The following is an 18,544-nucleotide window of genomic DNA, read 5'->3' on the forward strand; positions in this document are numbered from 1 at the left end:
GTAGAAGCTGGCCCGGGCGGCGCTATCAGCGCGCAGCAGGCCTTCGAGATTGAACTCGATGGTTATCCCGGCCAGCCGGTCGGCGACCGAAAGGAGCTGCTTTTCAAGCGCCTGTTCGATGCGTTTGAGACGTCGGCGCAGGGTGAACTTCTGGAACCCCAGGGTTTGTTGTTCGAGCCCGGTGCCCCAGCTGGTGGTCTTTTCGGTATGGCCGACCATGAAGGGCGGCACGCCGAAGAAGCGGCAGACCTCTTCCACCGAGAAGGCCCGGCTTTGCAGCATCTGGGCGTCTTCGGGGCTAATCGAGAGCTGGACCCAGTCCATGCCCCGGTCGAGCAGCATGGGCCGCCCAGCGTTGATCGCGCCTGCGAACTTCTCCTGCAGCAGCTCCTCGGCCTGTTTTCTCTGGTCGATGGTCAGGGTGTCGGCGGTCTTCAACAGCCCCGACGGACGCACCCCGTTGCGGAAGGTGTCGCCCGAGGCGCGTTCGATAGCCTGTGCCAGACCAAAACTCTGGCGGCCGGCGCTCAAGGTTGAGAGCCCGCCCAGCGGATTGCCGCCAAAGCCGCGGATGTGCAGCACCCGGTCCTGGCCTGCGATGATACGCCGACCCTGATCGACCCACTCATATTCCAGAGCCCCGGTATCGAGGCGGCGGACCGTGACCAGTTCGGGCGTGATCGGCACGCCGAGCGCGATGATCCGGCCATTACGGGCCCGCACCACCTCGGCATAGGCATTGCCGTGCAGCTCTAGCGAGGCGCAGACGAACTCCCAGAAATCCAGCGCCGTCTGGTCGGCATTGGGGCTGTCGTGAAGGATGCGGTAGAGCGGATGATCGCTCGCCACCGTGCGAGCGCCGCCGCGGGTGGGCGAGACCTTCACCTGCACGCCTACCCGGGTGTGGGATGGCGACGGTCCGATCTGGTGCGCCGAAGGACCGCGTATTCGTCTGGCCGGGATTGCGACCCGGGAGATGGATGGCAGCTGCAGTCGCGGACATCCCTGTCCGTCTACCTCTGCGGTCCAGGCCCGTGATGCCCTCGTCAGGCTGATAGGCCAGCGCGTTGGCGTCCATTCTCAGGGACACATCCTGGTGCGCGGTCCCGCCTTGACCTGTCGGTCTGAAGGCAGCGCCGGGGGCAACCGAACGGCGGCCTGGTGCGTCTCGCCTCGCTCGGGAGACCTGTCCTGCGCCATGGTCAGGGGTGGCTGGGCTCTGCGATGGGACCGCTACTGGCGCAACCACCGCTGCTGACGCTGGTCTGAGTTGGAGGAAGGACGCAGCCCGCTGCGCGTCAAACGTTGGTTGACATGTCAAACCCCATTTGACATAAGGCGTTATGGATATCGACAGCATCTCCCACAAAGGGCTGCGGCGGTTTTTCGAGACCGGAAACGCAAAAGGCCTGGTGGGTGTTGCGGCTCGTATCCGCAAGATGCTGGCATTCATCGATGCTGCAGGCAGTTTCGAGGAACTGGCCGTGCCGCCCAATTACGGGCTGCACGAGTTGGTTGGAGACAAGGCCGGGCGCTGGTCAATGACGGTGACGAAGAACTGGCGGCTGACCTTCGTCAAGATCGACGAAACGACAATCGCCGACCTGGACCTGGAGGATTATCACTGATGGCTATGACCATGCATCCCTCGCTGGCGGTTCATCCCGGTGACTGGCTGAAGAGCGAAGTCGTCGAGCCCCATGGTGTGAGCATCAACCGCCTTGCAGCCGCCTTCCATGTGACCCGCCAGACCCTTAGCAACCTGTTCAATGGCCACACTGCTCTTTCGGCCGATATGGCGATCCGGTTCGAGAAGGCTTTTGGCGTCAAGGCCGATACGCTGATGCGCATGCAGACGACCTATGACATGGCTCAGGCTAGGGCCCGTGCCGATGACATCGTCGTCGATAAGGTTCTCGTCGCAGCCTAAGGCGCTCAGGCCGCTTCAGCTTCAGTGCCGGCTCGCATTCCGGCGATCTCATTAAAACTCCGTCCATCGCCCTCGAGCGTGGCGGCCTTGCCGGTAAAGTCCTGCCAGCGCTTGACGATGACGTCGGCGTATTTGGGGTCGAGCTCCATCAACCGGCAACGCCGGCCCTGCTGCTCGCAGGCGATCAGGGTCGAGCCCGAGCCGCCGAAGAGATCGACCACCAGGGCACCGCGCGCTGAGGAGTTCAGCAAGGCGCGCTCGATCAGGAGCGTCGGTTTGGTGGTTGGGTGAAGATCGGAGACCCTTGGCCGGGCGATGTTCCAGATGTCCGACTGCTTGCGATCCGGCACCTGCATGATGCGCGGGCCGTCCTCGTTCCAGCCGTACCAGAGGGGCTCGTATTGGGTGTGGTAGTCCTTGCGCGAGAGGCCGCGCGACTGCCTCCTGGATTCGCCGCTGAAGGAAACGGGACTCCGCGCCTTCTATACCGAGGTTGGAGGCAAGGCCGGACCGGTAGGCTTGGCCGACCGCTACTTCGGCGACGGCGCCTCCCTCAAAGGGTTCCTGAAGTTCGCGGAGGCCACTGGCGTAAAAACCGCGCTCGAGGTAACTGCATGCAGCTGCAACAAAAATCCGAAGTGGCCCTATCTCCTCAGCGTCGGAGGTGAGCGATGGACATCAAATTCTATCGACACGGATTTTTCCCTCGAAGGGTTTGAGGCGGCAACGGCATCACCAACCGTCGCGCTTTCCACATTGCTTTGGCGCACAGCTGATTTTGCCAACTCTAGATTCCTGCGAGCCACCTACCAGATCAACCGGCAACACGGTGCACACTTTGCGGATTCCCAGTGGGTCTGCCAGATGCGAGAAGCGGCTTGGGTGCCGCAGTCGGACGGCCGCTTTGTAGTGCCTGCCGAGGCGCGAGCAGACCTTTTGCCGCCGGGCTTCCCGTACGATCCAGGGAAGAGGTGGCTGAAAGCCATCGGCTTCGGCGAGGCTTTTGCGAAGCGTTCGGATGAAGCCAGGCAAAAGCAGTCCATCGCAAAGCAACTCGGTTTCGAGGACGGGGCCGCATTAGAGGACGCACAGTGGTTTGCCGGCCTCGATCCCGCTGAGCGCCTAGACTTCAAGCAGCAGGTAGAGAACAGGAGAATCTTCTCCCTGCCCGAAAGCGAACCAGGTAACCCGGAGCGTCGAGCCGAAAGGGTGCTCGATGCTGCCGCCCAGGCGCCAGACCGGGCGACCGAAGAGCGGCCGAGATCGGTGTCCGTCGGGCTCCAGGCAGTCAAGCAGGAGGCAGAGCAATACCTCCGGCAACAATATACGAACCTCGACGGAGATATGATTTGCCAAGTATGCAAGGGGCCTTTGCCATTTCGGCTTCCTGACGGGCGACACTACGTGGAGAAAGTCGAGTTTATTGCCGACGTGGTCCGACGCCACCATCAGAATTACTTGGCACTCTGCCCCAACCACGCCGCGATGATGCAACACGCGCACGGATCGAAGGACCTCGTGAAGGAGATGCTTATGGACTGCGATGGTGACACCCTCGACATCATTCTGGCCGGGGCTGATGAGAGCATCTACTTTACTCGCACACATCTGCTCGATCTAAAGGTAGCACTCGCCTCTGAAAAATGACGCGTTTCACGGTCTGGATCACCCTGAACTGCTGCGGTGTCGGCGAAGGCATTTGATCTTTAGACAGGGCGCCTAACCGGTGGATGGTTGACCGAAGGAGAGCGATTTGACAGCCCAGATGTCCGAGGTCCTTCACTACGAGGGCCAGAAGCTCTCGATGATGGGCAACCCATTGGGCGACTACTTTTCTCTAAGGGGCCACTGGCCACGCTTTCAGGAGCCATCAACCGCCCTCTGGCGCGGCTATGTCGGAACCTGGGAGGTCCGCGAAGGTCGGCTGTATCTGATCGGTATCCAGGCTCAGCTTGAGGACGGGACCAGGGTGACCCTGGATACGCTATTCCCCGGCTACCCTGACCGCGTCTTCGCCCACTGGTATATGGGAGAACTCCGCGTGCCGCAGGGGCGGGTGACCAAATACGTCCACCAGGGCTACCAGAGCCAGTTTCAGGCGGACCTCTTCCTTCACCTTGAAAAGGGCGTGCTGGTCACAACCAGGCTCATACGCAACGTACCAGCCGACGAGCTGATCGAAGAGGTGCAAGGATCAGCGGGGGGGTCAGGCCTCTATTACGGCAGGACTGCACCGGACCCCATTGGGCCGCCCCCCGAGGCTGGGGAGCCATGATCGCGGCATACGCCTATGTTCTGATTGGGCTGCTGCTAGCCGTTTCGACGCTGGTGTGGGTCATCGGCCAAGGGGACGGTGTGTGGCCACTAAGATGGGACCCCGGTGAGATCTTTGCTGCGGTCCTCGGCTTCGTCGGCATCGTCTGTTTCATGGCCCTTTTCTGGCCCGTCGCCGTGGCTTTTTGGGCATGGGGCATGCTGGAGAGCCGGGGCAAGGTACGGCGAGCAGGTCGAGACCCTGCTGAGGTTATTGGAGTGGTTGTCGGCATCATCGGCATCGTCGGTTCGGTGCTTCTTTTGTGGCCGGTGCTGCTTGTTCTACTCGTGTGGAACTGGCTGAAACGAAAAGACGCTGAGCCAGTCGAAGAACAGTTCACGGTTCCCGAAGCCGGCCTGATCGAGCAACTTTCCGTTGCCGAGATCGAAAGCCGGGAGCTTGTAGACGATCCATTGGGGGGGGCCCCGCGCCTGCCGTTCGGGCACCTCAACCCGGTCTGGCGCAAACTTCTGGAGAGCGTGACCGCCGAGAGCACGATCTGGTCCTTCTCGACCCTGTGGGACCATCGTTGGGGCGCACAGCAGGTCGAGGGTTACGTTTTGAAGAGCGGCGCTGTGATCGGGCCGCACATGATTACATCCCAGCGCCGGCGCCCGCGGGAGCCGGCGGAGGAACCCACTAGCCCTAAGATCGGACTGATCGAGGCGTTATCAGGCAAACGGTAAGCGGATTGCCGTCTCCTGCCCTCTGAACCGCCCCGTGTTTTCCGAGATCAGTTGTTCGACGATCGGTGGGATTTTGATCCACTGCCGCACGGCTTGGAGTTTGCTGGTTCGCTAGGGGTCGGTTCCGGTTGCCGAGGCGCTCCAAAAACCACTCAGCTCCCTTAGCCGATATCTAACTGAAAAGGCTTGTAGTTTTTAGCTCCACACCAAATCGCCACGGTGCGGAGGTCTGGAGACTATCCGGGCTTTCGGAGAGAAAATCAGCCAGTTTCCTGGAAACCCAGTGCGGAGCCGGTTCGGCGAAACCCTGTAATACAACGGGATTTTCTGACACCGCCCGGCCCACAGAGAGATTTGTGGCGAGGGGCGATGGCGGAGAGGCAGGGATTCGAACCCTGGATACCCTCGCGGGTATGCCGCATTTCGAGTGCGGTGCATTCGACCACTCTGCCACCTCTCCGCGAAGTGTCGTGAGCGAGGCGGGGCCTCTCCCGGTCTAAGGAAGCGCGCGGTTAGCGCATGGGTTTGCACTTGCCAAGAAGAAAGGTGAGCGGATGATGCGGATTCGCATTGCGGGGGCGACGGCTCTGGACAATCCGCAAGGTCCGGCTTGTCTCCGGCGTTCCAGAAACCTATATTGCCCCCATGGATCGAGCGACGTTCTTCTCCCCTCAGGCCGGTCGGCAGATCGATGCCCCCCATGTTGCCAGAGCACGCTTTGCGATCGGCGATGTGGTCCGCCACAAACTGTTTGATTTCCGCGGGGTTATTTTCGATATCGACCCGGTCTTTGCCAACAGCGAAGAATGGTACGAATCGATCCCGTCCGAAATGCGGCCACCGCGCGAACAGCCGTTCTATCACTTGCTCGCCGAAAATGACGAAAACAGCTACGTCGCGTATGTCAGCCAGCAAAACCTGCTGTCTGATGCAGACGCTGGCCCGGTCGACCATCCCTCGGTCGAGGGCATGTTCGAGGCGTTTCGCGACGGGCGTTACCGGCTGCGCCGCGGGCTGTCGCACTGATTCGGGCGTAACAAGGCGCGCTCAATCTGGCGCGCTGGCCGTCAGTTCTTGAGCTTCCAGCCCGAGCGCAGCAGCGCATAAGTTGCGACGGCAAGGGCGAGGTTGAGCATGCCCAGCCCCGCCGCGCCGTAAATCACCGCCACGTCGGTATTGCCGATATCGCTTCGGCCGAGGAAGCCATAGCGAAATCCCGAGATGACATAAAAGATCGGGTTGAACCGGCTGACCGTCTGAAACGCGGGCGCGAGGTTATCGATCGCATAAAAGGTTCCCGATAGCATCGACATCGGCGTGATCACAAAGTTGGTGATTGCGGCATTATGATCGAATTTTTCGGCCCAAAGCGAGGTCAGCACCCCGATCAGCGCCAGCAAGACCGAGCCCATCAGCCCAAACCACACCACCGCCCAGGCATGGTGCACCACCAAATTGACGCCCGGCCAGAGGATCATCGCGCCGGCCACGGCAAGCCCGACCAGCACCGCCCGCGTCACTGCCGCCGCCACGAGCGCAGACAGCAATTCGCCCGCCGAAATCGGCGGCATCAGGTAATCGATCACTGTTCCTTGGATCTTGCCGATCAGCAAGCCAAAGCTGGCATTGGCAAAGGCATTGTTGATCATGCCCATCGCTATCAGCCCCGGCGCGAGGAATGTGGCAAAGGGCACGCCCAGCACCATGCGCCCGCCGCCGCCCAGCGCCAGCGTAAAAATCACCAGATAGAGCAAGGTAGTGATCGCCGGAGCCCAGATCGTTTGGGTATGCACCTTGAAGAACCGGCGCACTTCCTTCATATACAAGGTCCACAGCCCGAGCCAGTTGGTGCTGCGAAACAGCGGCTGCCCCGGTTTCATGAAATGGCGAGGCCGCTGACCGTCGGCAAGCTGGCGCGTTGATTGGGGTGCGGGCCCGCTGACGGGCATCGGTTGATCGGCCATGTGTGCTGCGGTATCGTGCGGCGCGGCCAAAGGCAAGGACTGGCGCTGGCGAACGAGCGCTTGCTCCGGACAAGTTTTTTTGAAGGATTTTTCAAGGCATGAGTTGGACCGACGAGCGGATCGAAAAGCTGACCAAGATGTGGGAAGGCGGCGCGACCGCCAGCCAGATCGCAGAAGAATTGGGCGGAGTGAGCCGCAATGCCGTGATCGGCAAAGCCCACCGTCTGGGTCTGAAAGCTCGGCCTTCGCCGGTAAAGCCCAACGAAAAGCCGACAGACGATGCACCCAAGGCGACCAAGCCCGCCGAGGAAGCCCCGCCCCCAGCGGTGCCCGCGCCAGAACCGCGCATCGCCGCGCCGCGCGCCGCGCCGCAAGCGCAGGTCCCTGCGCCCGCTCCGGCGGCGGCGATGCCAGCACCCCTCTCCGCCGAAGCGCCGCCGCCGCCAGTGCTCGCCGATGCCGTGTTGCCGCCGCCGCTGCCGCCAACGCCGCGCATTGTTTCGGTCGGCCCGGGCGGGTTCCTGCGGCAAGGCCCGGGTGATCATCAGCCGCCGATCCCGCCTGCCCCGCCGCGCCGCCTTGTGCCCGCGCGGCCCAGCCCGGTCATTGCTGAGAAGACCAGCCTGCTCGATCTCAACGACCGCATCTGCCGCTGGCCGATGGGCCATCCGGGCGAGGCCGATTTTCATTTCTGCGGCGAAAAAGTGAACCCCGGCTTTCCTTATTGCGTGCCGCATTGCGGCCGCGCCTATCAGGCGCAGCTGCCGCGCGGCCACCGCCGACCGCCGCCGCCTATGCCATTTGGCGGACCGCGGGTACGCTGATCCGGCAAACGATTGCACCGGGCAAAAAAATGCGCGAGTCGTGGTTAAAATCGCCCTGCTTCGGTCGTTCTGAAAGGCATGACACAGCACGCATCAGATGAAGGCTCCCGGCGCGGGAAGTGGTGGAACTGGTTCTCGGGCGAGGACGCTGATGGGGATACCGAGCAAGGCCAGACGCCGCTCGCCGCCGCAGCCATCGCGCATGAGCCAACAGCGCGGGAAATATGGCTGCCTGCCAAGCGGCGGATGCTGGGCAAAGTGGCCGATTTCTTGATCGATCACGATCTCGAAGTGCTTCCCGCCACGCTGGCAGTCGCTTATGATTGCGTCACCGGGGCCGATCCGCGCCTTGCCCAGCTCATCCTTGAGCGCGCCGACAAGGGTTTGCCGATCTCGCTCAAATGGCTCGAGGACGCCAAGGGCACTTCCGGTGCGGGCAACGACGGACCGCTGGTGCTGCTGATGGGCCGCATCGAGGAGAGCCTCACCGAGTTCTCCTCGACCATGAGCGGCGCACGAACCGCGACCAGCGAATACAACTCGGCCATGCAGCGCCACGTCGACGATCTCCAGCAGGTCAACAAAGCGGGCGAGGTCATCTCCGAACTGGCGGCACTGACCCGCGCAATGATGGACCGCACCCGCGCGATCGAGCACAATCTGGCCGCCAGCGAGCAGCGCATCGAGGCCTTACAGGGCAACCTTGAGGAAACCCGCCGCGTTGCCGACATGGACCATCTGACCGGCCTGCCCAATCGCCGCGCTTTTGAAAAGCGCCTCGAACGCGATGTGCGCGAAGCAAGCCTGGCTGGCGTACCGCTCGCAGTCGCATTTTGCGATATCGATCATTTCAAACGCATCAACGACACCCACGGCCACCCCGCCGGAGACCGTGTGCTCAAAGTTGTCGCCGATACGCTGAACCGCATTTCGGATTCCCGGTGCCATGTCGCGCGCCACGGCGGCGAAGAGTTTGCGGTACTGTTTCGCAACCACACCCTCGAACAGGCTTTTGACAAGCTCGATGGTGCGAGGGAGGATATTGCCGAGCGGCGTCTGGTCAATCGCGGCAACGACACGCCGTTTGGCCAGATCACGTTTTCGGCCGGTATCGCGAATGTGTTCGACTATACCGATCAGAGCGCCGCGCTGAAAGCCGCCGACGAAGCGCTTTATGCCGCGAAAGGTTCCGGGCGCAACCGCGTCCTTACCGCAGGCTCGCTGCCCGAACCGGCCGAACAGGCGGCCTGAGCAAGAACACGACGTACCCTGCAAAACGCTTGTCGCGCGCCAGCGCAGGCGGCGGTGTCCACGCGCCGCCTTCAACCAGCGCAATCTTGTGGCGCAGCGGCAGCATGTCGATATGGCGAAAATAGGCGGCATAGCCCGGGATCGTGCTGCGCCCCTGATACGTCTGGATCACCGCCTCGTCGACCACGCCAGACAGCGCAGCAAGCGCGCCCGGATCGCCATTGGCGCTCCAATCGAGCAACCCGGTCACCGAAAGCTTGGCGCGCGGCGGCAATCGGCGGCGGACCTCGCGCAGAAAAGCAGCATAACGGCCAAGCCCCGAAGTCGCCGCGTCAAAATCGATCTGCAGGCCCTCCACGCGGTTCCCGGCATTGTGCCACTGCGCCAGCATGCGCAGGGCGGCCTCCCACGTGCGCTCATCCCAATCCAGACGCTCGCTGCGCACAGTCAGCCAGAGCGCGCTGCGCAGCCCGCGCGGCGTTGCTGCGCGTAGCGAGACAAAGCGCGGCGGCCCGCCCCGGCGAACTTCGCCGCCAAGGATGTAGAGCACTTTGGCATGGGCCACTGCGGGCGGCGGCGGCACCCCGGCCCACAGGAAAAACTGATCGTAGCGCGCCGGATCGACCGGTCCGGACGCAGGCGGCGCGCAAGACGCCGCGAGCAGCGCGGCCAGCACCTTCGCGCTGCGCCGCCTCACCAATAAACGCGCAGCTTTTGCGCCCACGCGCTCTTGGGAAATTCGCGGTGAAGTTGGTCGAACCAGGCTTTGCGCTGCGCTTTGGGCGCATCGCCCCCCCCGCACGAACTGAAGCCGCTCGGCGCATAGCACCGGACCAGCCGGTACAGCGCATAGGCCTTGTCTACAGACGCGGCGCGCGGATCGGCGATGGCCGCCTCGTAAAAACCCCCGCGCCGGTTTGGCAGGCCGGGAAAACCGCTAACGGCGCCGCCAAGCTGGCTTGCCGGCGGCGCGATATCGAGCGCGGTGAAGTCATCAAAGCCATTGAGCCGCCAGAACTCGCCAAGGCACAATTGCGCGCGAACATTGCGCGGATCAGCAGCAAGCGTCTGCGCGGTGGCGGCGAGCGCGGGGCAAGCAAACCCAGCTTCCATCGTGCGCCCTTTGGCAAAAACACCCAGCCCGAGCGCCTGATACGGCGCAAAGCTGAACTTGCCTTCCATCTGCGCGTCGGCGGGCAAGAGCGCGCGATTGGCGAGGAACCCGGCATAGCGCCCCCGGGCGAGCTGCTTATAAAGCAGAATGAATAGCGCTTCATCGCGCTCCTGCCGGGGCGACGCGCTGCTTTGCGCGGCGCTGCGCAGCAGGTCTGGCCCGGCGCTGTGGGCGAGCAGGATCGCGCGGGTCTGGCGGTCGGTGATCGGCGAGTCCTTGGCAAACACCGCAGCCACCTCGCCATGCCGCTCAAGGTTCATCGCCAGCGCAAGCTCGACCGTGGGGCGCTGCCAGATCGCTTCGGCCCCGCCCAGCAACTCGCGCCAGAAGCCCGCTTCGTTGCGATCGCCCCGCGCCGCCAGCGCCTGTCCGCGCAAGACCTGCCGACTGAAGGCAAGTGGGCCATAAGAGCGGCGGCGCGCATCATCGGGGATCAGCGAAAGAACGCGCGCGTAATCCTTGGCCACATAAAACGCATGATTGGCCAGCACGAAGCTGTAGAGATCGGGCGCGCGCATGAATTCGGCCTGTTGCCCGGCAAGGGCGGCGGCATCGATCCCCGGCTTCACACCGCTGTCCTTGTCCGCCGGATCGGCGACGCGCAGCTGCATCAGATCGATCGTCGCAAGCAGCAGCGGACCATCGGCGCGTGGCGAGGTATTTTCGCTATCAAACAACAGCTTGTTGTCGATTTCTTGAACCAGTGTAACCATCTCCTCGGATGATGCGGGAACAGCGGCGAGCAATTGCTCGTAGCGCTGCGCCAGCCCGCCGAAATCCGCCGAGAGCCATAGCGCGCGCCGCTCAAGCCCTCGTGCCGAGGCGGCATAGCGCCCTTTCGGCCACGCCTTGAGATAGGCGGCCAGCGCAGCGCGGCCGCGCCCTGCCGCCGCCTTGTCAACCGATTTGAGGCCCTGAAAGAAGCCATATTCATCAATGCTGCGTGCCATTGCTGCGGCGAGCTCGGTGCGCACTTGCATGTACGCCGCAGTTTCTGCCACCCACGGATCAGCGGCGCGGGCAAGACCGGCAAAGCCCTGCCGCGCTTCATCCCAGCGGGCCGCATAAAATGCGTCGGCGGCCTGCAGATAGGCCAGATATTCCTTGCCCGCCGCACTCGCGATGCCGGTCGGCCAGGGAATCGCCGCTTCGCCCGCCGCCGGGCCATTGTGGGTCTGCAAAAGCCGCGCGCGCGCCGCGCTCAACAAGCCGCGCTCGGGGGCGGGAAGCGCCTTGTTGGCGCTCATCGCAGCGGCAAACGCCGACGCTGCTGCGGCCAGCCCCTTACCGCGCGCATCGCCTTAGTTGTCAAAGCTTGCCTGCGCATCGGCGGGAAACAGGCTTTGCTTCAGCTCGTTCCAATTGAGGAAGGTCTGGCCAAATGCTTCTGCTTGGTATCCGGGCGGCGGCTTGATCGTGCCGCCAAGCCCCTGCCCCGCTGCATCGCGCACCAGCGCGTAAAGGTTCACCCGCGTATCATTGCCGGGTGCAATCACTGCGCGGCTATGGCACGCGCTGTTGCCGCCAAACAAGTTCCACGACGGATAGCAACCAGCGTCTGCGCAGGCCAGCGCCGCGCCCGATGTGGCGAGCAGCACCGCCATCATCGCGTTCTTGATCGTTTTCCTGCCCATCCGCGCCTCCTGCCTGCTCGCGGCATGGTCCTTCTCTCGCCCTCGCAAAGCAAGAAAAAAGGGCCCGCGTTGCCGCGAGCCCCCTTTCTTGGCTTTTGTAGTCTGGGTCAGTCGTCAGACTTGAGGAACGCCGGGATATGGTCCGGTGCCGGGCCATCGTCACGGTCGCGGCGCGGACCGCGATCGCGGTCACCGCCCTCACGGCGCGGGCCACGATCACCGCGCGGGCCGCCGGGGCCACGGCGATCGCCGCGATCCCCACCGCGATCACTGCCGCCGCCGCTGCGCTCCGGGCGCGCTTCACGTGGCGGGCGCGTATCCTCCAGCGGTTCGCCGGTTTCCTGATCGACAACGCGCATCGACAAGCGCACTTTGCCGCGCGGATCAATCTCGAGCACCTTGACCTTCACGGCCTGGCCTTCCTTGACCACGTCGGTCGGCTTCTCGACCCGCTCGTTGCGCATCTCGGAAACGTGGACAAGGCCGTCCTTGCCGCCCATGAAATTCACGAACGCACCGAAATCAACGATGTTGACCACTTTGCCGTCGTAGATCTTGCCGACTTCGGCCTCCATCACGATGCCCAGAATCCAAGCCTTGGCCGCTTCGATCTGTGCCGGATCGGAAGAGCTGATCTTGATCAGGCCTTCATCGTCGATATCCACTTTCGCGCCCGTCTCGGCCACGATCTCGCGGATCACCTTGCCGCCGGTGCCGATCACTTCGCGGATCTTCGCCTTGTCGATCTGGATCGATTCGATGCGCGGTGCATGCGCCGAAAGCTCGCTGCGTGCGCTGCCCAGTGCCTTGGTCATCTCGGCAAGGATGTGCGCGCGGCCTTCGCTGGCCTGCGACAGTGCCTTGGCCATGATCTCGCGGGTGATCCCGGCGATCTTGATGTCCATCTGCATCGTGGTGATGCCTGCGCTGGTCCCGGCCACCTTGAAGTCCATGTCGCCCAGATGATCCTCGTCGCCGAGAATATCCGAAAGCACCGCGAACTCATCGCCTTCGAGGATCAGCCCCATCGCGATGCCCGAAACCGGGCGCGCGATCGGCACGCCCGCGTCCATCATCGAAAGGCACCCGCCACAGACCGTGGCCATCGAAGAGGAACCATTGGACTCGGTGATGTCTGACAGCACGCGGATGGTGTAGGGAAACTCGTCCTTGCTCGGCAATACCGGGTTAAGCGCGCGCCATGCCAGCTTGCCATGGCCCACTTCGCGGCGGCCCGGCGCGCCAAAGCGGCCGACCTCGCCCACCGAATAGGGCGGGAAGTTGTAGTGCAGCATGAAGCGGGTGTACGACAGGCCGTCGAGCCCGTCGATCATCTGCTCGGCGTCCTTGGTGCCCAAGGTGGTCGTGCAGATCGCCTGCGTTTCGCCGCGGGTAAACAGCGAGGAGCCATGCGTGCGCGGCAGGAAGCCGACCATCGCTTCGATCGGGCGGATCTGCGTGGTGGTGCGTCCGTCGATGCGCTGGCCGTCCTTAAGGATGGCGCCGCGCACGATATCGGCCTCGACCTTCTTCATCGTCTTCATCGCGACCATCTGCGTCTGGGCGCCTTCAGCGGCAAAGGCGTCCTTGGCCTTGGCCCGCGCCTCGTTCAGCGCGTTCGAGCGCGCCGACTTGTCGATGATCTTGTAGGCCGCAGCCACATCTTCGCCGACGATCTCTTTCAGCTTCTTCTTGATGTCAGCCGTGTTGTCGGTGAGATCGATTTCCCAAGGCTCCTTGGCGGCCTTCTCGGCCAGCGCGATAATCGCGCCGATCACCTTGCGGATCTCGTCGTGCGCATAGACTACAGCGCCGAGCATTTCGTCCTCGGTCAGCTCTTTGGCCTCGGATTCGACCATCATCACCGCGCTGTCGGTGGCGGCCACGACGAGGTCGAGGCGGCCTTCAGCCACTTGGGCCATCGACGGGTTGAGGCTGTATTCGCCGTCCTTGAAGCCGACGCGCGCCGCGCCGATCGGGCCCATGAACGGCAGGCCCGAAATGGTCAGCGCGGCAGAGGCTGCGATCATCGCCACCATGTCTGGCTCAGTCTCACCGTCATAGCTCAGAACTTGAGCGATGACGTTGATTTCGTTGTAGAAACCTTCGGGAAACAGCGGGCGCAGCGGGCGGTCGATCAGGCGGGAAACCAGCGTTTCCTTTTCGGTCGCGCCGCGCTCGCGCTTGAAGAAGCCGCCCGGGATGCGCCCGGCGGCCGAGAATTTTTCCTGATAGTGAACGGTCAGCGGGAAGAAATCCTGGCCTTCCTTGACCTTCTTGGCGGCGGTAACCGCGCAGAGCACAACAGTTTCGCCATAAGTGGCGATGACCGCGCCGTCAGCCTGACGGGCTACACGGCCGGTTTCCAGAGTGAGGGTTTTGCCGCCCCATTCCAGCGATACGGTTTTGACGTCGAACATTGATTTTCCTTCAGCCCGCATGCCCTATTGCGCGCGGGTTTTTGCTGCCGGGGAGATCCGTCCCGGTCCGGTGTGAGGCGCTATCGGCCCCGGGTTGCGAACCTGCCTGCCGAATTGCGGGCAGGTTCCAGATACGAAAAGCGGCCCAACAGGGGGCCGCTTTTGCGTTGGTTATTTGCGCAGACCAAGCTTCTGAATAAGCGCGTTATACCGGTCGACATCTTTCCTCTTCAGATAGTCGAGCAGCGTGCGACGCTTGTTGACCATCATCAGCAGGCCGCGGCGCGAATGATTGTCCTTGTGATGAGCCTTGAAGTGGCTCGTCAGCGTGTTGATGCGGCTGGTGATGATTGCCACCTGAACTTCGGGCGAACCGGTATCACCGGCTGCGCGCGCGTTGTCCTTGATGATTTCCTGCTTCTTTTCTGCGGTAACCGACATTATGCTTACTCCGCGACATCAGGGATATTGAACCCCCGCGCGACAATCAGGACAGTGCCTGAAAGCTCAACCAAGGCCAATGGCACATCACCATGGCGCACCCAGTAAAGCCCGTCGGGATGGGGCAACCCGGTTAGAACGCGGCCCTGACGGACCGCCCTTGCCTGTTCGGGTTCGAGATCAAGAGCCGGGATATCGACCAGCCCTACCTCCAACGGCAAGAGTACATGTTCAAGTTTTTCGGCCTTGCCCAGTTCGTTCAATTTGTCCAGCGAAATCGCTTGGGCCAAGCCGAACGGCCCGGCACGCAGGCGGCGCAGCATGGTGACATGGCCAACCGTGCCCAGCGCATGGGCGATATCGCGGGCAAGGCTGCGGATATAGGTACCTTTGGAGACAAGCGCGATGAAGGTAATCTCGGCAAGCAGCCCCGCTCCTCCCGCCACAAGGCTTGGGCCGGGAGTTAAGCTGTGCACCGTCACTGCGCGCGATTTTAGCGCGACCGCTTCCCCCGCCCGCGCCAAATCATATGCCCGCGCGCCGTCCACTTTCAGCGCCGAATAAGCAGGCGGAACTTGCTCGATAGGCCCGGTGAAGCGCGCCAGCACAGCCTCAATATCTGCCCACGACGGCCGCACATCGCTCATCGCAATGACCTTGCCTTCAAGATCGAGCGTGTCGGTTTCCGCGCCAAAGCACACGGTGAACGCATATTCCTTGCTCGCATCGAGCATCCGCCCGGCCAGCTTGGTTGCCTCGCCCACCGCAATCGGCAGCACGCCCGTCGCCAAGGGATCGAGCGTGCCGCCGTGGCCGACCTTGACCTTGCCGTAGCCCGCCTGACGCAAGTTGCGCTTCACAGCCGCCACCGCTTGCGTCGAGCCGAGGCCCAGCGGTTTGTCGAGGATAATCCAGCCGCTGATCAATCGAGCTCGGGCCCCGCGACCAGCGTGATCAGCTGCTGATACTGGTTAAGCATCCACGTCATCGGCGGTTCGACAATCTGGTCAACTATACGGAGGCCGGGCATCAGCTGCGGCACAAGGACGAAGATGATGATGAAAAATGGAATGCCCAGCGGCTCGATCCGGTCGAGCAGCCGCGCGCCGCTCATCGGCAATATCCCGCGCAGGATGCGCGAGCCATCGAACGGCGGCAGCGGAATGAGATTAAATGTGCCCAGGAACACGTTGATCAACAAGAAATTCCTGAGATTGTCGGCAAGAAACACTACCCACGGCGCGGGCGCGATCTGCGGATCGGCATTGCGCAGGATCAATCCGAAAGCGACCGCGGCGATGGCTGCAAGGATGAAGTTTGTCGCAGGTCCTGCCGCTGCAACGAACGCCATGTCGCGCTGGGGATTGCGCAGGCGGGCGTAAACGACCGGGACCGGCTTGGCCCAGCCGAACACCGGCAAGCCCATCAGCTTGAGCGCGCCGGGGAGCAGGATCGTGCCCACCGGATCGACATGGCGCAGCGGATTGAGGCTCAGCCGGTTCAGCTCATGCGCGGTGGAATCGCCCAGCGCCCGTGCCATCCAGCCATGCGCCACCTCGTGAAACACGATGGCAAAGATAAGCGGCAGCACCAGCGTGGCTGCCTGATAAAGGGTATCGTTCATCTGTTTGCGGCCAGCCACTCATCGCGCAGGATGCTGTAGCACATGGTATCGCGCACCCGCCCGGTCCAGGTCTGCCGCTCATGGCGCAGCATGCCCTCCTCGCGTGCGCCGAGTTTCAAAACCGCGGCGCGGCTGCGCGTGTTGATCGCGTCAACCTTGAACGCGACCCGCGCTAAGCCGCACGCGAAGGCATGATCCAGCATCAGCCGCTTCAGCCGCGAATTGAACCCGCTGCCGCGCAGCGCGGGCACGATAAAGCTGTTGCCGATCTCGATCGACCAGCCGGGCTTGCCATGCTCGATCCACGCGGTCATGCCCGCCACTTCGCCCCCGCGCAGCACCGCATAGCATTGCCGCGCCGGCGCGCCGCCGAGCAAGCTGTCAAACTGCGGATCGAAGTGGTCCCCTACATAGCAGAACGGATAGATCGTCCAGATCTCCTGATCCTGCGCGCAAGCGGCACGCAAGCCTTCGCGGTGCGCTTCGGCCAGCGGCTCAAGCGATAGATCGCCGTCTTCAAGCCGTACATAAAGCAGATCATCGCTCATGTGGACGCATCATCCTCGCCAAGATCGCGCACCACGCGCGGATGCGCCAGCAACGTGTCGATGTGGCTGGCGACATCAAAGCTTTCGTCCGCCAGAAACTTGATCTTCGCGGCAAACCGCAGCCTTAGCCGCTGCGCCACTTCCTTCTGGAAATAGGCCGTGTTGGTCCGCAGCGCCTTCAGCACCGCCTCCTCATCCGCGCCGAGCAGCGATTTGATGAAGGCAGTGGCATGGCGCAAATCGGGCGACATGCGCACTTCGGTGACCGACACGGTATGCGCGGTCAGCACTTCATCGTGCACTTCCTGCCGGGTCAGCAGCTCGGACAGGATATGGCGCACCTGTTCTCCCACCTTGAGCAGGCGGACCGAGCGCGTTTCAGGGGTTGCCGTTGCTTTGACCACGCTACCAATCTTGTCCTTCAGCTCATCTTCGCCAGAATCCGCGCCAGCGAGCGCACATTGCGCGCCGTGCCGCGCCGAGCGAGGCGGCGCTCGAGGAAAACGGCGGTCATCCGGCTGGCCGCAACGCCTTCAACATAGTCGATATAGAGCGCGCGAGGTCCCAATGCGAGCCTTTCAGGGCCGCGTTCGGCCTGATCGGCTTTGAGCACCGCGAACTGCGCAGGATCCGCGTCGCCATCAAGGAACATCGTGTGGACATGGGCGTCAGCGCCGTGCCCGGTAAACGGATTGTCCTCAATGGCGGTGCGCACCTCATCCGCGCTGCGGACCGCGACCACGCTGCGCATATCGAACTTGGCGCGGACCAGCCGTTCCAGCTTTTCCTCCAGCCCCTGCGTCGGTCGCTCTTCATGATCGAACAGCACATTGCCGCTCGCCACCACCGTCGCGATATTGGAAAGATCCTCGCTCTCGAACGCCGCGCGCAATTCCGCCATCGTCAGCCGGTTGCCGCCAACATTGATGGAGCCAAGGAGGGCGACGTAGCGGGTCATTCTATTCAAGTTCCCCAAGGTCGCGACCAGACATAGCTATCGCAACTTCAATCATCCGATTCCAATCGGCACTTTTGCGAGCAACGTCCCAACTCGCTCCGTGGTCGTGCCAAGCGAACTTCTGCCGTCGAAGCGCCGCTCTGAAACTCTTTGGGTTAAGCCCATATCGCTCCGCAATAGACGGCGCACTATCGTCGCTCCTGACGCGGATCGAGCCGATAACATTTGAAAGTTCCGCTTTTCTCATGATTGGTAATGCTGCAAGTTTGAGAGCCTGAGCCTTAGCAATCGATCTAAGTCGTCGGATGCGAGCTTGATCAGCACCTTGGTTGCAGATTGTTAGATTTAGCGGCGGCGCATGGGCCCGTATCAGAGATTCTTCGAGCGATGTCGCTTCATTGGAGGGCCAATAGGTTACTAGCAAATTTGCCTTCATCCACGCAGATAGCGCAATGTCGGAAGCTGCTGTGAGCCCCCACTTAGAGGGTGGATGCCCTTGAAAGTCGAGTTTCAAGTGTTCGCTTACAAGGACAGCCAAACTCTTGCGCGGAGAATGATTTATTGTCCGCCCGTCAAAATGGCATCGATCTGCAAAACCCTGCGCCCCTTCCGCTTTCCCGATGTAGATTAGGCCGTCACCAACTGGGGTAAGACCAAAGCTCTCAGAGCCGGGATTTAAAAAGAGCGCGTAAACGCCTGTCTCAGGCGAAGGAATGCAATCCATTCGCCTGAAACGAGGCACACTCATCAAATCCGGCAGCTTACCCAAAACGCGT

General features: G+C 62.5%; 23 protein-coding genes and 1 tRNA gene. 9 read left to right on the plus strand and 15 right to left on the minus strand.

Going from position 1 to position 18,544, the window contains the following annotated elements:
* The coding region (locus tag Q0O40_RS02505) for a phage portal protein (protein WP_295525765.1) at nt 1-885 on the minus strand (885 nt) is incomplete at its 3' end.
* On the opposite strand from Q0O40_RS02505, the gene Q0O40_RS02510 reads away from it, so the two are divergent.
* The 3 genes from Q0O40_RS02510 (at nt 851) to Q0O40_RS02520 (ending at nt 1,930) form a co-directional block, all read left to right on the plus strand.
* Complete coding sequence (locus tag Q0O40_RS02510) at nt 851-1,258, plus strand: hypothetical protein (RefSeq protein ID WP_295525768.1); 408 nt, start codon at nt 851-853, stop codon at nt 1,256-1,258. The genes Q0O40_RS02505 and Q0O40_RS02510 overlap by 35 nt on opposite strands.
* Before the next feature lie 85 nt (nt 1,259-1,343).
* Nucleotides 1,344-1,628 (plus strand): type II toxin-antitoxin system RelE/ParE family toxin, encoded by a 285-nt coding sequence (locus tag Q0O40_RS02515; RefSeq protein WP_295525771.1) that lies wholly within the window; start codon nt 1,344-1,346, stop codon nt 1,626-1,628.
* A complete protein-coding gene (locus tag Q0O40_RS02520; RefSeq protein WP_295525774.1) occupies nt 1,628-1,930 on the plus strand; it encodes a HigA family addiction module antitoxin in 303 nt (100 codons plus the stop codon). Before Q0O40_RS02515 ends, Q0O40_RS02520 begins: the two co-directional genes overlap by 1 nt.
* A gap of 5 nt (nt 1,931-1,935) precedes the next feature.
* Here the strand turns inward: Q0O40_RS02520 and Q0O40_RS02525 are convergent, their stop codons facing one another.
* The gene (locus Q0O40_RS02525) at nt 1,936-2,286 is read right to left on the minus strand and encodes a DNA methyltransferase (RefSeq protein ID WP_295525776.1); all 351 of its coding nucleotides are present in this window, start codon (nt 2,284-2,286) and stop codon (nt 1,936-1,938) included.
* A 163-nt stretch (nt 2,287-2,449) separates the two neighbouring features.
* Here Q0O40_RS02525 and Q0O40_RS02530 point away from each other — a divergent pair, with 163 nt between their 5' ends.
* From Q0O40_RS02530 to Q0O40_RS02540, 3 genes are all read left to right on the plus strand, one after another.
* Complete coding sequence (locus Q0O40_RS02530; RefSeq protein WP_295525778.1) at nt 2,450-3,577, plus strand: hypothetical protein; 1,128 nt, start codon at nt 2,450-2,452, stop codon at nt 3,575-3,577.
* A gap of 106 nt (nt 3,578-3,683) precedes the next feature.
* Nucleotides 3,684-4,205 (plus strand): hypothetical protein, encoded by a 522-nt coding sequence (locus tag Q0O40_RS02535; RefSeq protein ID WP_295525779.1) that lies wholly within the window; start codon nt 3,684-3,686, stop codon nt 4,203-4,205.
* Nucleotides 4,202-4,930: a hypothetical protein gene (locus Q0O40_RS02540; RefSeq protein ID WP_295525781.1), complete on the plus strand. Its 729-nt coding sequence runs from the start codon at nt 4,202-4,204 to the stop codon at nt 4,928-4,930. Before Q0O40_RS02535 ends, Q0O40_RS02540 begins: the two co-directional genes overlap by 4 nt.
* A gap of 370 nt (nt 4,931-5,300) precedes the next feature.
* On the opposite strand, the gene Q0O40_RS02545 is transcribed toward Q0O40_RS02540, so the two are convergent.
* Nucleotides 5,301-5,390: transfer RNA gene (locus Q0O40_RS02545), tRNA-Ser, on the minus strand.
* A gap of 185 nt (nt 5,391-5,575) precedes the next feature.
* Between Q0O40_RS02545 and hspQ the strand changes: the two genes are divergently transcribed.
* Nucleotides 5,576-5,956, plus strand: a complete 381-nt coding sequence (gene hspQ / locus Q0O40_RS02550) for a heat shock protein HspQ (RefSeq protein WP_295525783.1) — start codon at nt 5,576-5,578, stop codon at nt 5,954-5,956.
* Nucleotides 5,957-5,997: 41 nt separating this feature from the next.
* Here the strand turns inward: hspQ and Q0O40_RS02555 are convergent, their stop codons facing one another.
* On the minus strand, nt 5,998-6,810 hold the full coding sequence (locus Q0O40_RS02555) for an ABC transporter permease (protein WP_295525785.1): 813 nt from the start codon (nt 6,808-6,810) through the stop codon (nt 5,998-6,000).
* A gap of 182 nt (nt 6,811-6,992) precedes the next feature.
* Between Q0O40_RS02555 and Q0O40_RS02560 the strand changes: the two genes are divergently transcribed.
* Nucleotides 6,993-7,718, plus strand: coding sequence for a GcrA family cell cycle regulator (locus tag Q0O40_RS02560; protein WP_295525787.1), 726 nt, complete (start codon nt 6,993-6,995; stop codon nt 7,716-7,718).
* Between the two features lie 78 nt (nt 7,719-7,796).
* Nucleotides 7,797-8,969, plus strand: coding sequence for a diguanylate cyclase (locus Q0O40_RS02565; protein ID WP_295525790.1), 1,173 nt, complete (start codon nt 7,797-7,799; stop codon nt 8,967-8,969).
* On the opposite strand, the gene Q0O40_RS02570 is transcribed toward Q0O40_RS02565, so the two are convergent.
* The 11 genes from Q0O40_RS02570 to Q0O40_RS02620 all read right to left on the minus strand — a co-directional run bounded on the left by Q0O40_RS02570 (nt 8,926) and on the right by Q0O40_RS02620 (nt 18,537).
* Nucleotides 8,926-9,666 (minus strand): DUF3142 domain-containing protein, encoded by a 741-nt coding sequence (locus Q0O40_RS02570; RefSeq protein WP_295525793.1) that lies wholly within the window; start codon nt 9,664-9,666, stop codon nt 8,926-8,928. The two genes, Q0O40_RS02565 and Q0O40_RS02570, sit on opposite strands and share 44 nt — an antisense overlap.
* Nucleotides 9,663-11,390: a hypothetical protein gene (locus Q0O40_RS02575; protein ID WP_295525796.1), complete on the minus strand. Its 1,728-nt coding sequence runs from the start codon at nt 11,388-11,390 to the stop codon at nt 9,663-9,665. The genes Q0O40_RS02570 and Q0O40_RS02575 overlap by 4 nt, the downstream gene beginning before the upstream one ends.
* A gap of 54 nt (nt 11,391-11,444) precedes the next feature.
* On the minus strand, nt 11,445-11,777 hold the full coding sequence (locus Q0O40_RS02580; RefSeq protein WP_295525798.1) for a hypothetical protein: 333 nt from the start codon (nt 11,775-11,777) through the stop codon (nt 11,445-11,447).
* 107 nt (nt 11,778-11,884) lie between these two features.
* Entirely contained in the window at nt 11,885-14,197 is a 2,313-nt protein-coding gene (pnp, locus tag Q0O40_RS02585) for a polyribonucleotide nucleotidyltransferase (RefSeq protein WP_295525801.1), read from the minus strand.
* A gap of 171 nt (nt 14,198-14,368) precedes the next feature.
* The gene (rpsO, locus tag Q0O40_RS02590; RefSeq protein ID WP_295525803.1) at nt 14,369-14,638 is read right to left on the minus strand and encodes a 30S ribosomal protein S15; all 270 of its coding nucleotides are present in this window, start codon (nt 14,636-14,638) and stop codon (nt 14,369-14,371) included.
* Between the two features lie 5 nt (nt 14,639-14,643).
* Nucleotides 14,644-15,564 carry a tRNA pseudouridine(55) synthase TruB gene (gene truB / locus Q0O40_RS02595; protein WP_295525805.1) on the minus strand — a complete coding sequence of 307 codons (921 nt, stop codon included), beginning with the start codon at nt 15,562-15,564 and terminating at the stop codon, nt 14,644-14,646.
* On the minus strand, nt 15,561-16,262 hold the full coding sequence (locus tag Q0O40_RS02600; RefSeq protein ID WP_295525807.1) for a site-2 protease family protein: 702 nt from the start codon (nt 16,260-16,262) through the stop codon (nt 15,561-15,563). Before Q0O40_RS02600 ends, truB begins: the two co-directional genes overlap by 4 nt.
* Nucleotides 16,259-16,810, minus strand: a complete 552-nt coding sequence (locus Q0O40_RS02605) for a GNAT family protein (RefSeq protein WP_295525809.1) — start codon at nt 16,808-16,810, stop codon at nt 16,259-16,261. Before Q0O40_RS02605 ends, Q0O40_RS02600 begins: the two co-directional genes overlap by 4 nt.
* The gene (gene rbfA / locus Q0O40_RS02610) at nt 16,807-17,214 is read right to left on the minus strand and encodes a 30S ribosome-binding factor RbfA (protein WP_295525811.1); all 408 of its coding nucleotides are present in this window, start codon (nt 17,212-17,214) and stop codon (nt 16,807-16,809) included. Before rbfA ends, Q0O40_RS02605 begins: the two co-directional genes overlap by 4 nt.
* Nucleotides 17,215-17,231: 17 nt before the next feature.
* Nucleotides 17,232-17,768, minus strand: coding sequence for a DUF1697 domain-containing protein (locus Q0O40_RS02615; RefSeq protein ID WP_295525813.1), 537 nt, complete (start codon nt 17,766-17,768; stop codon nt 17,232-17,234).
* A gap of 1 nt (nt 17,769) precedes the next feature.
* Nucleotides 17,770-18,537, minus strand: a complete 768-nt coding sequence (locus Q0O40_RS02620) for a GIY-YIG nuclease family protein (RefSeq protein WP_295525815.1) — start codon at nt 18,535-18,537, stop codon at nt 17,770-17,772.
* Between the last annotated feature and the right edge of the window lie 7 nt (nt 18,538-18,544).

Origin of the sequence: Novosphingobium sp. Chol11 (assembly GCF_945870625.1) — a bacterium.
GTDB lineage: Bacteria > Pseudomonadota > Alphaproteobacteria > Sphingomonadales > Sphingomonadaceae > Novosphingobium.

Bases quoted from the DNA above. Each gene is read 5' to 3' on its own strand.
- Q0O40_RS02515 (WP_295525771.1), top strand. From the start codon at position 1,344: ATGGATATCGACAGCATCTCCCACAAAGGGCTGCGGCGGTTTTTCGAG.
- Q0O40_RS02520 (WP_295525774.1), top strand. From the start codon at position 1,628: ATGGCTATGACCATGCATCCCTCGCTGGCGGTTCATCCCGGTGACTGG.
- Q0O40_RS02525 (WP_295525776.1), bottom strand. From the start codon at position 2,286: ATGCAGGTGCCGGATCGCAAGCAGTCGGACATCTGGAACATCGCCCGG.
- Q0O40_RS02540 (WP_295525781.1), top strand. From the start codon at position 4,202: ATGATCGCGGCATACGCCTATGTTCTGATTGGGCTGCTGCTAGCCGTT.
- hspQ (WP_295525783.1), top strand. From the start codon at position 5,576: ATGGATCGAGCGACGTTCTTCTCCCCTCAGGCCGGTCGGCAGATCGAT.
- Q0O40_RS02555 (WP_295525785.1), bottom strand. From the start codon at position 6,810: ATGAAACCGGGGCAGCCGCTGTTTCGCAGCACCAACTGGCTCGGGCTG.
- Q0O40_RS02560 (WP_295525787.1), top strand. From the start codon at position 6,993: ATGAGTTGGACCGACGAGCGGATCGAAAAGCTGACCAAGATGTGGGAA.
- Q0O40_RS02565 (WP_295525790.1), top strand. From the start codon at position 7,797: ATGACACAGCACGCATCAGATGAAGGCTCCCGGCGCGGGAAGTGGTGG.
- Q0O40_RS02575 (WP_295525796.1), bottom strand. From the start codon at position 11,390: ATGAGCGCCAACAAGGCGCTTCCCGCCCCCGAGCGCGGCTTGTTGAGC.
- Q0O40_RS02580 (WP_295525798.1), bottom strand. From the start codon at position 11,777: ATGGGCAGGAAAACGATCAAGAACGCGATGATGGCGGTGCTGCTCGCC.
- pnp (WP_295525801.1), bottom strand. From the start codon at position 14,197: ATGTTCGACGTCAAAACCGTATCGCTGGAATGGGGCGGCAAAACCCTC.
- rpsO (WP_295525803.1), bottom strand. From the start codon at position 14,638: ATGTCGGTTACCGCAGAAAAGAAGCAGGAAATCATCAAGGACAACGCG.
- Q0O40_RS02600 (WP_295525807.1), bottom strand. From the start codon at position 16,262: ATGAACGATACCCTTTATCAGGCAGCCACGCTGGTGCTGCCGCTTATC.
- Q0O40_RS02605 (WP_295525809.1), bottom strand. From the start codon at position 16,810: ATGAGCGATGATCTGCTTTATGTACGGCTTGAAGACGGCGATCTATCG.
- Q0O40_RS02615 (WP_295525813.1), bottom strand. From the start codon at position 17,768: ATGACCCGCTACGTCGCCCTCCTTGGCTCCATCAATGTTGGCGGCAAC.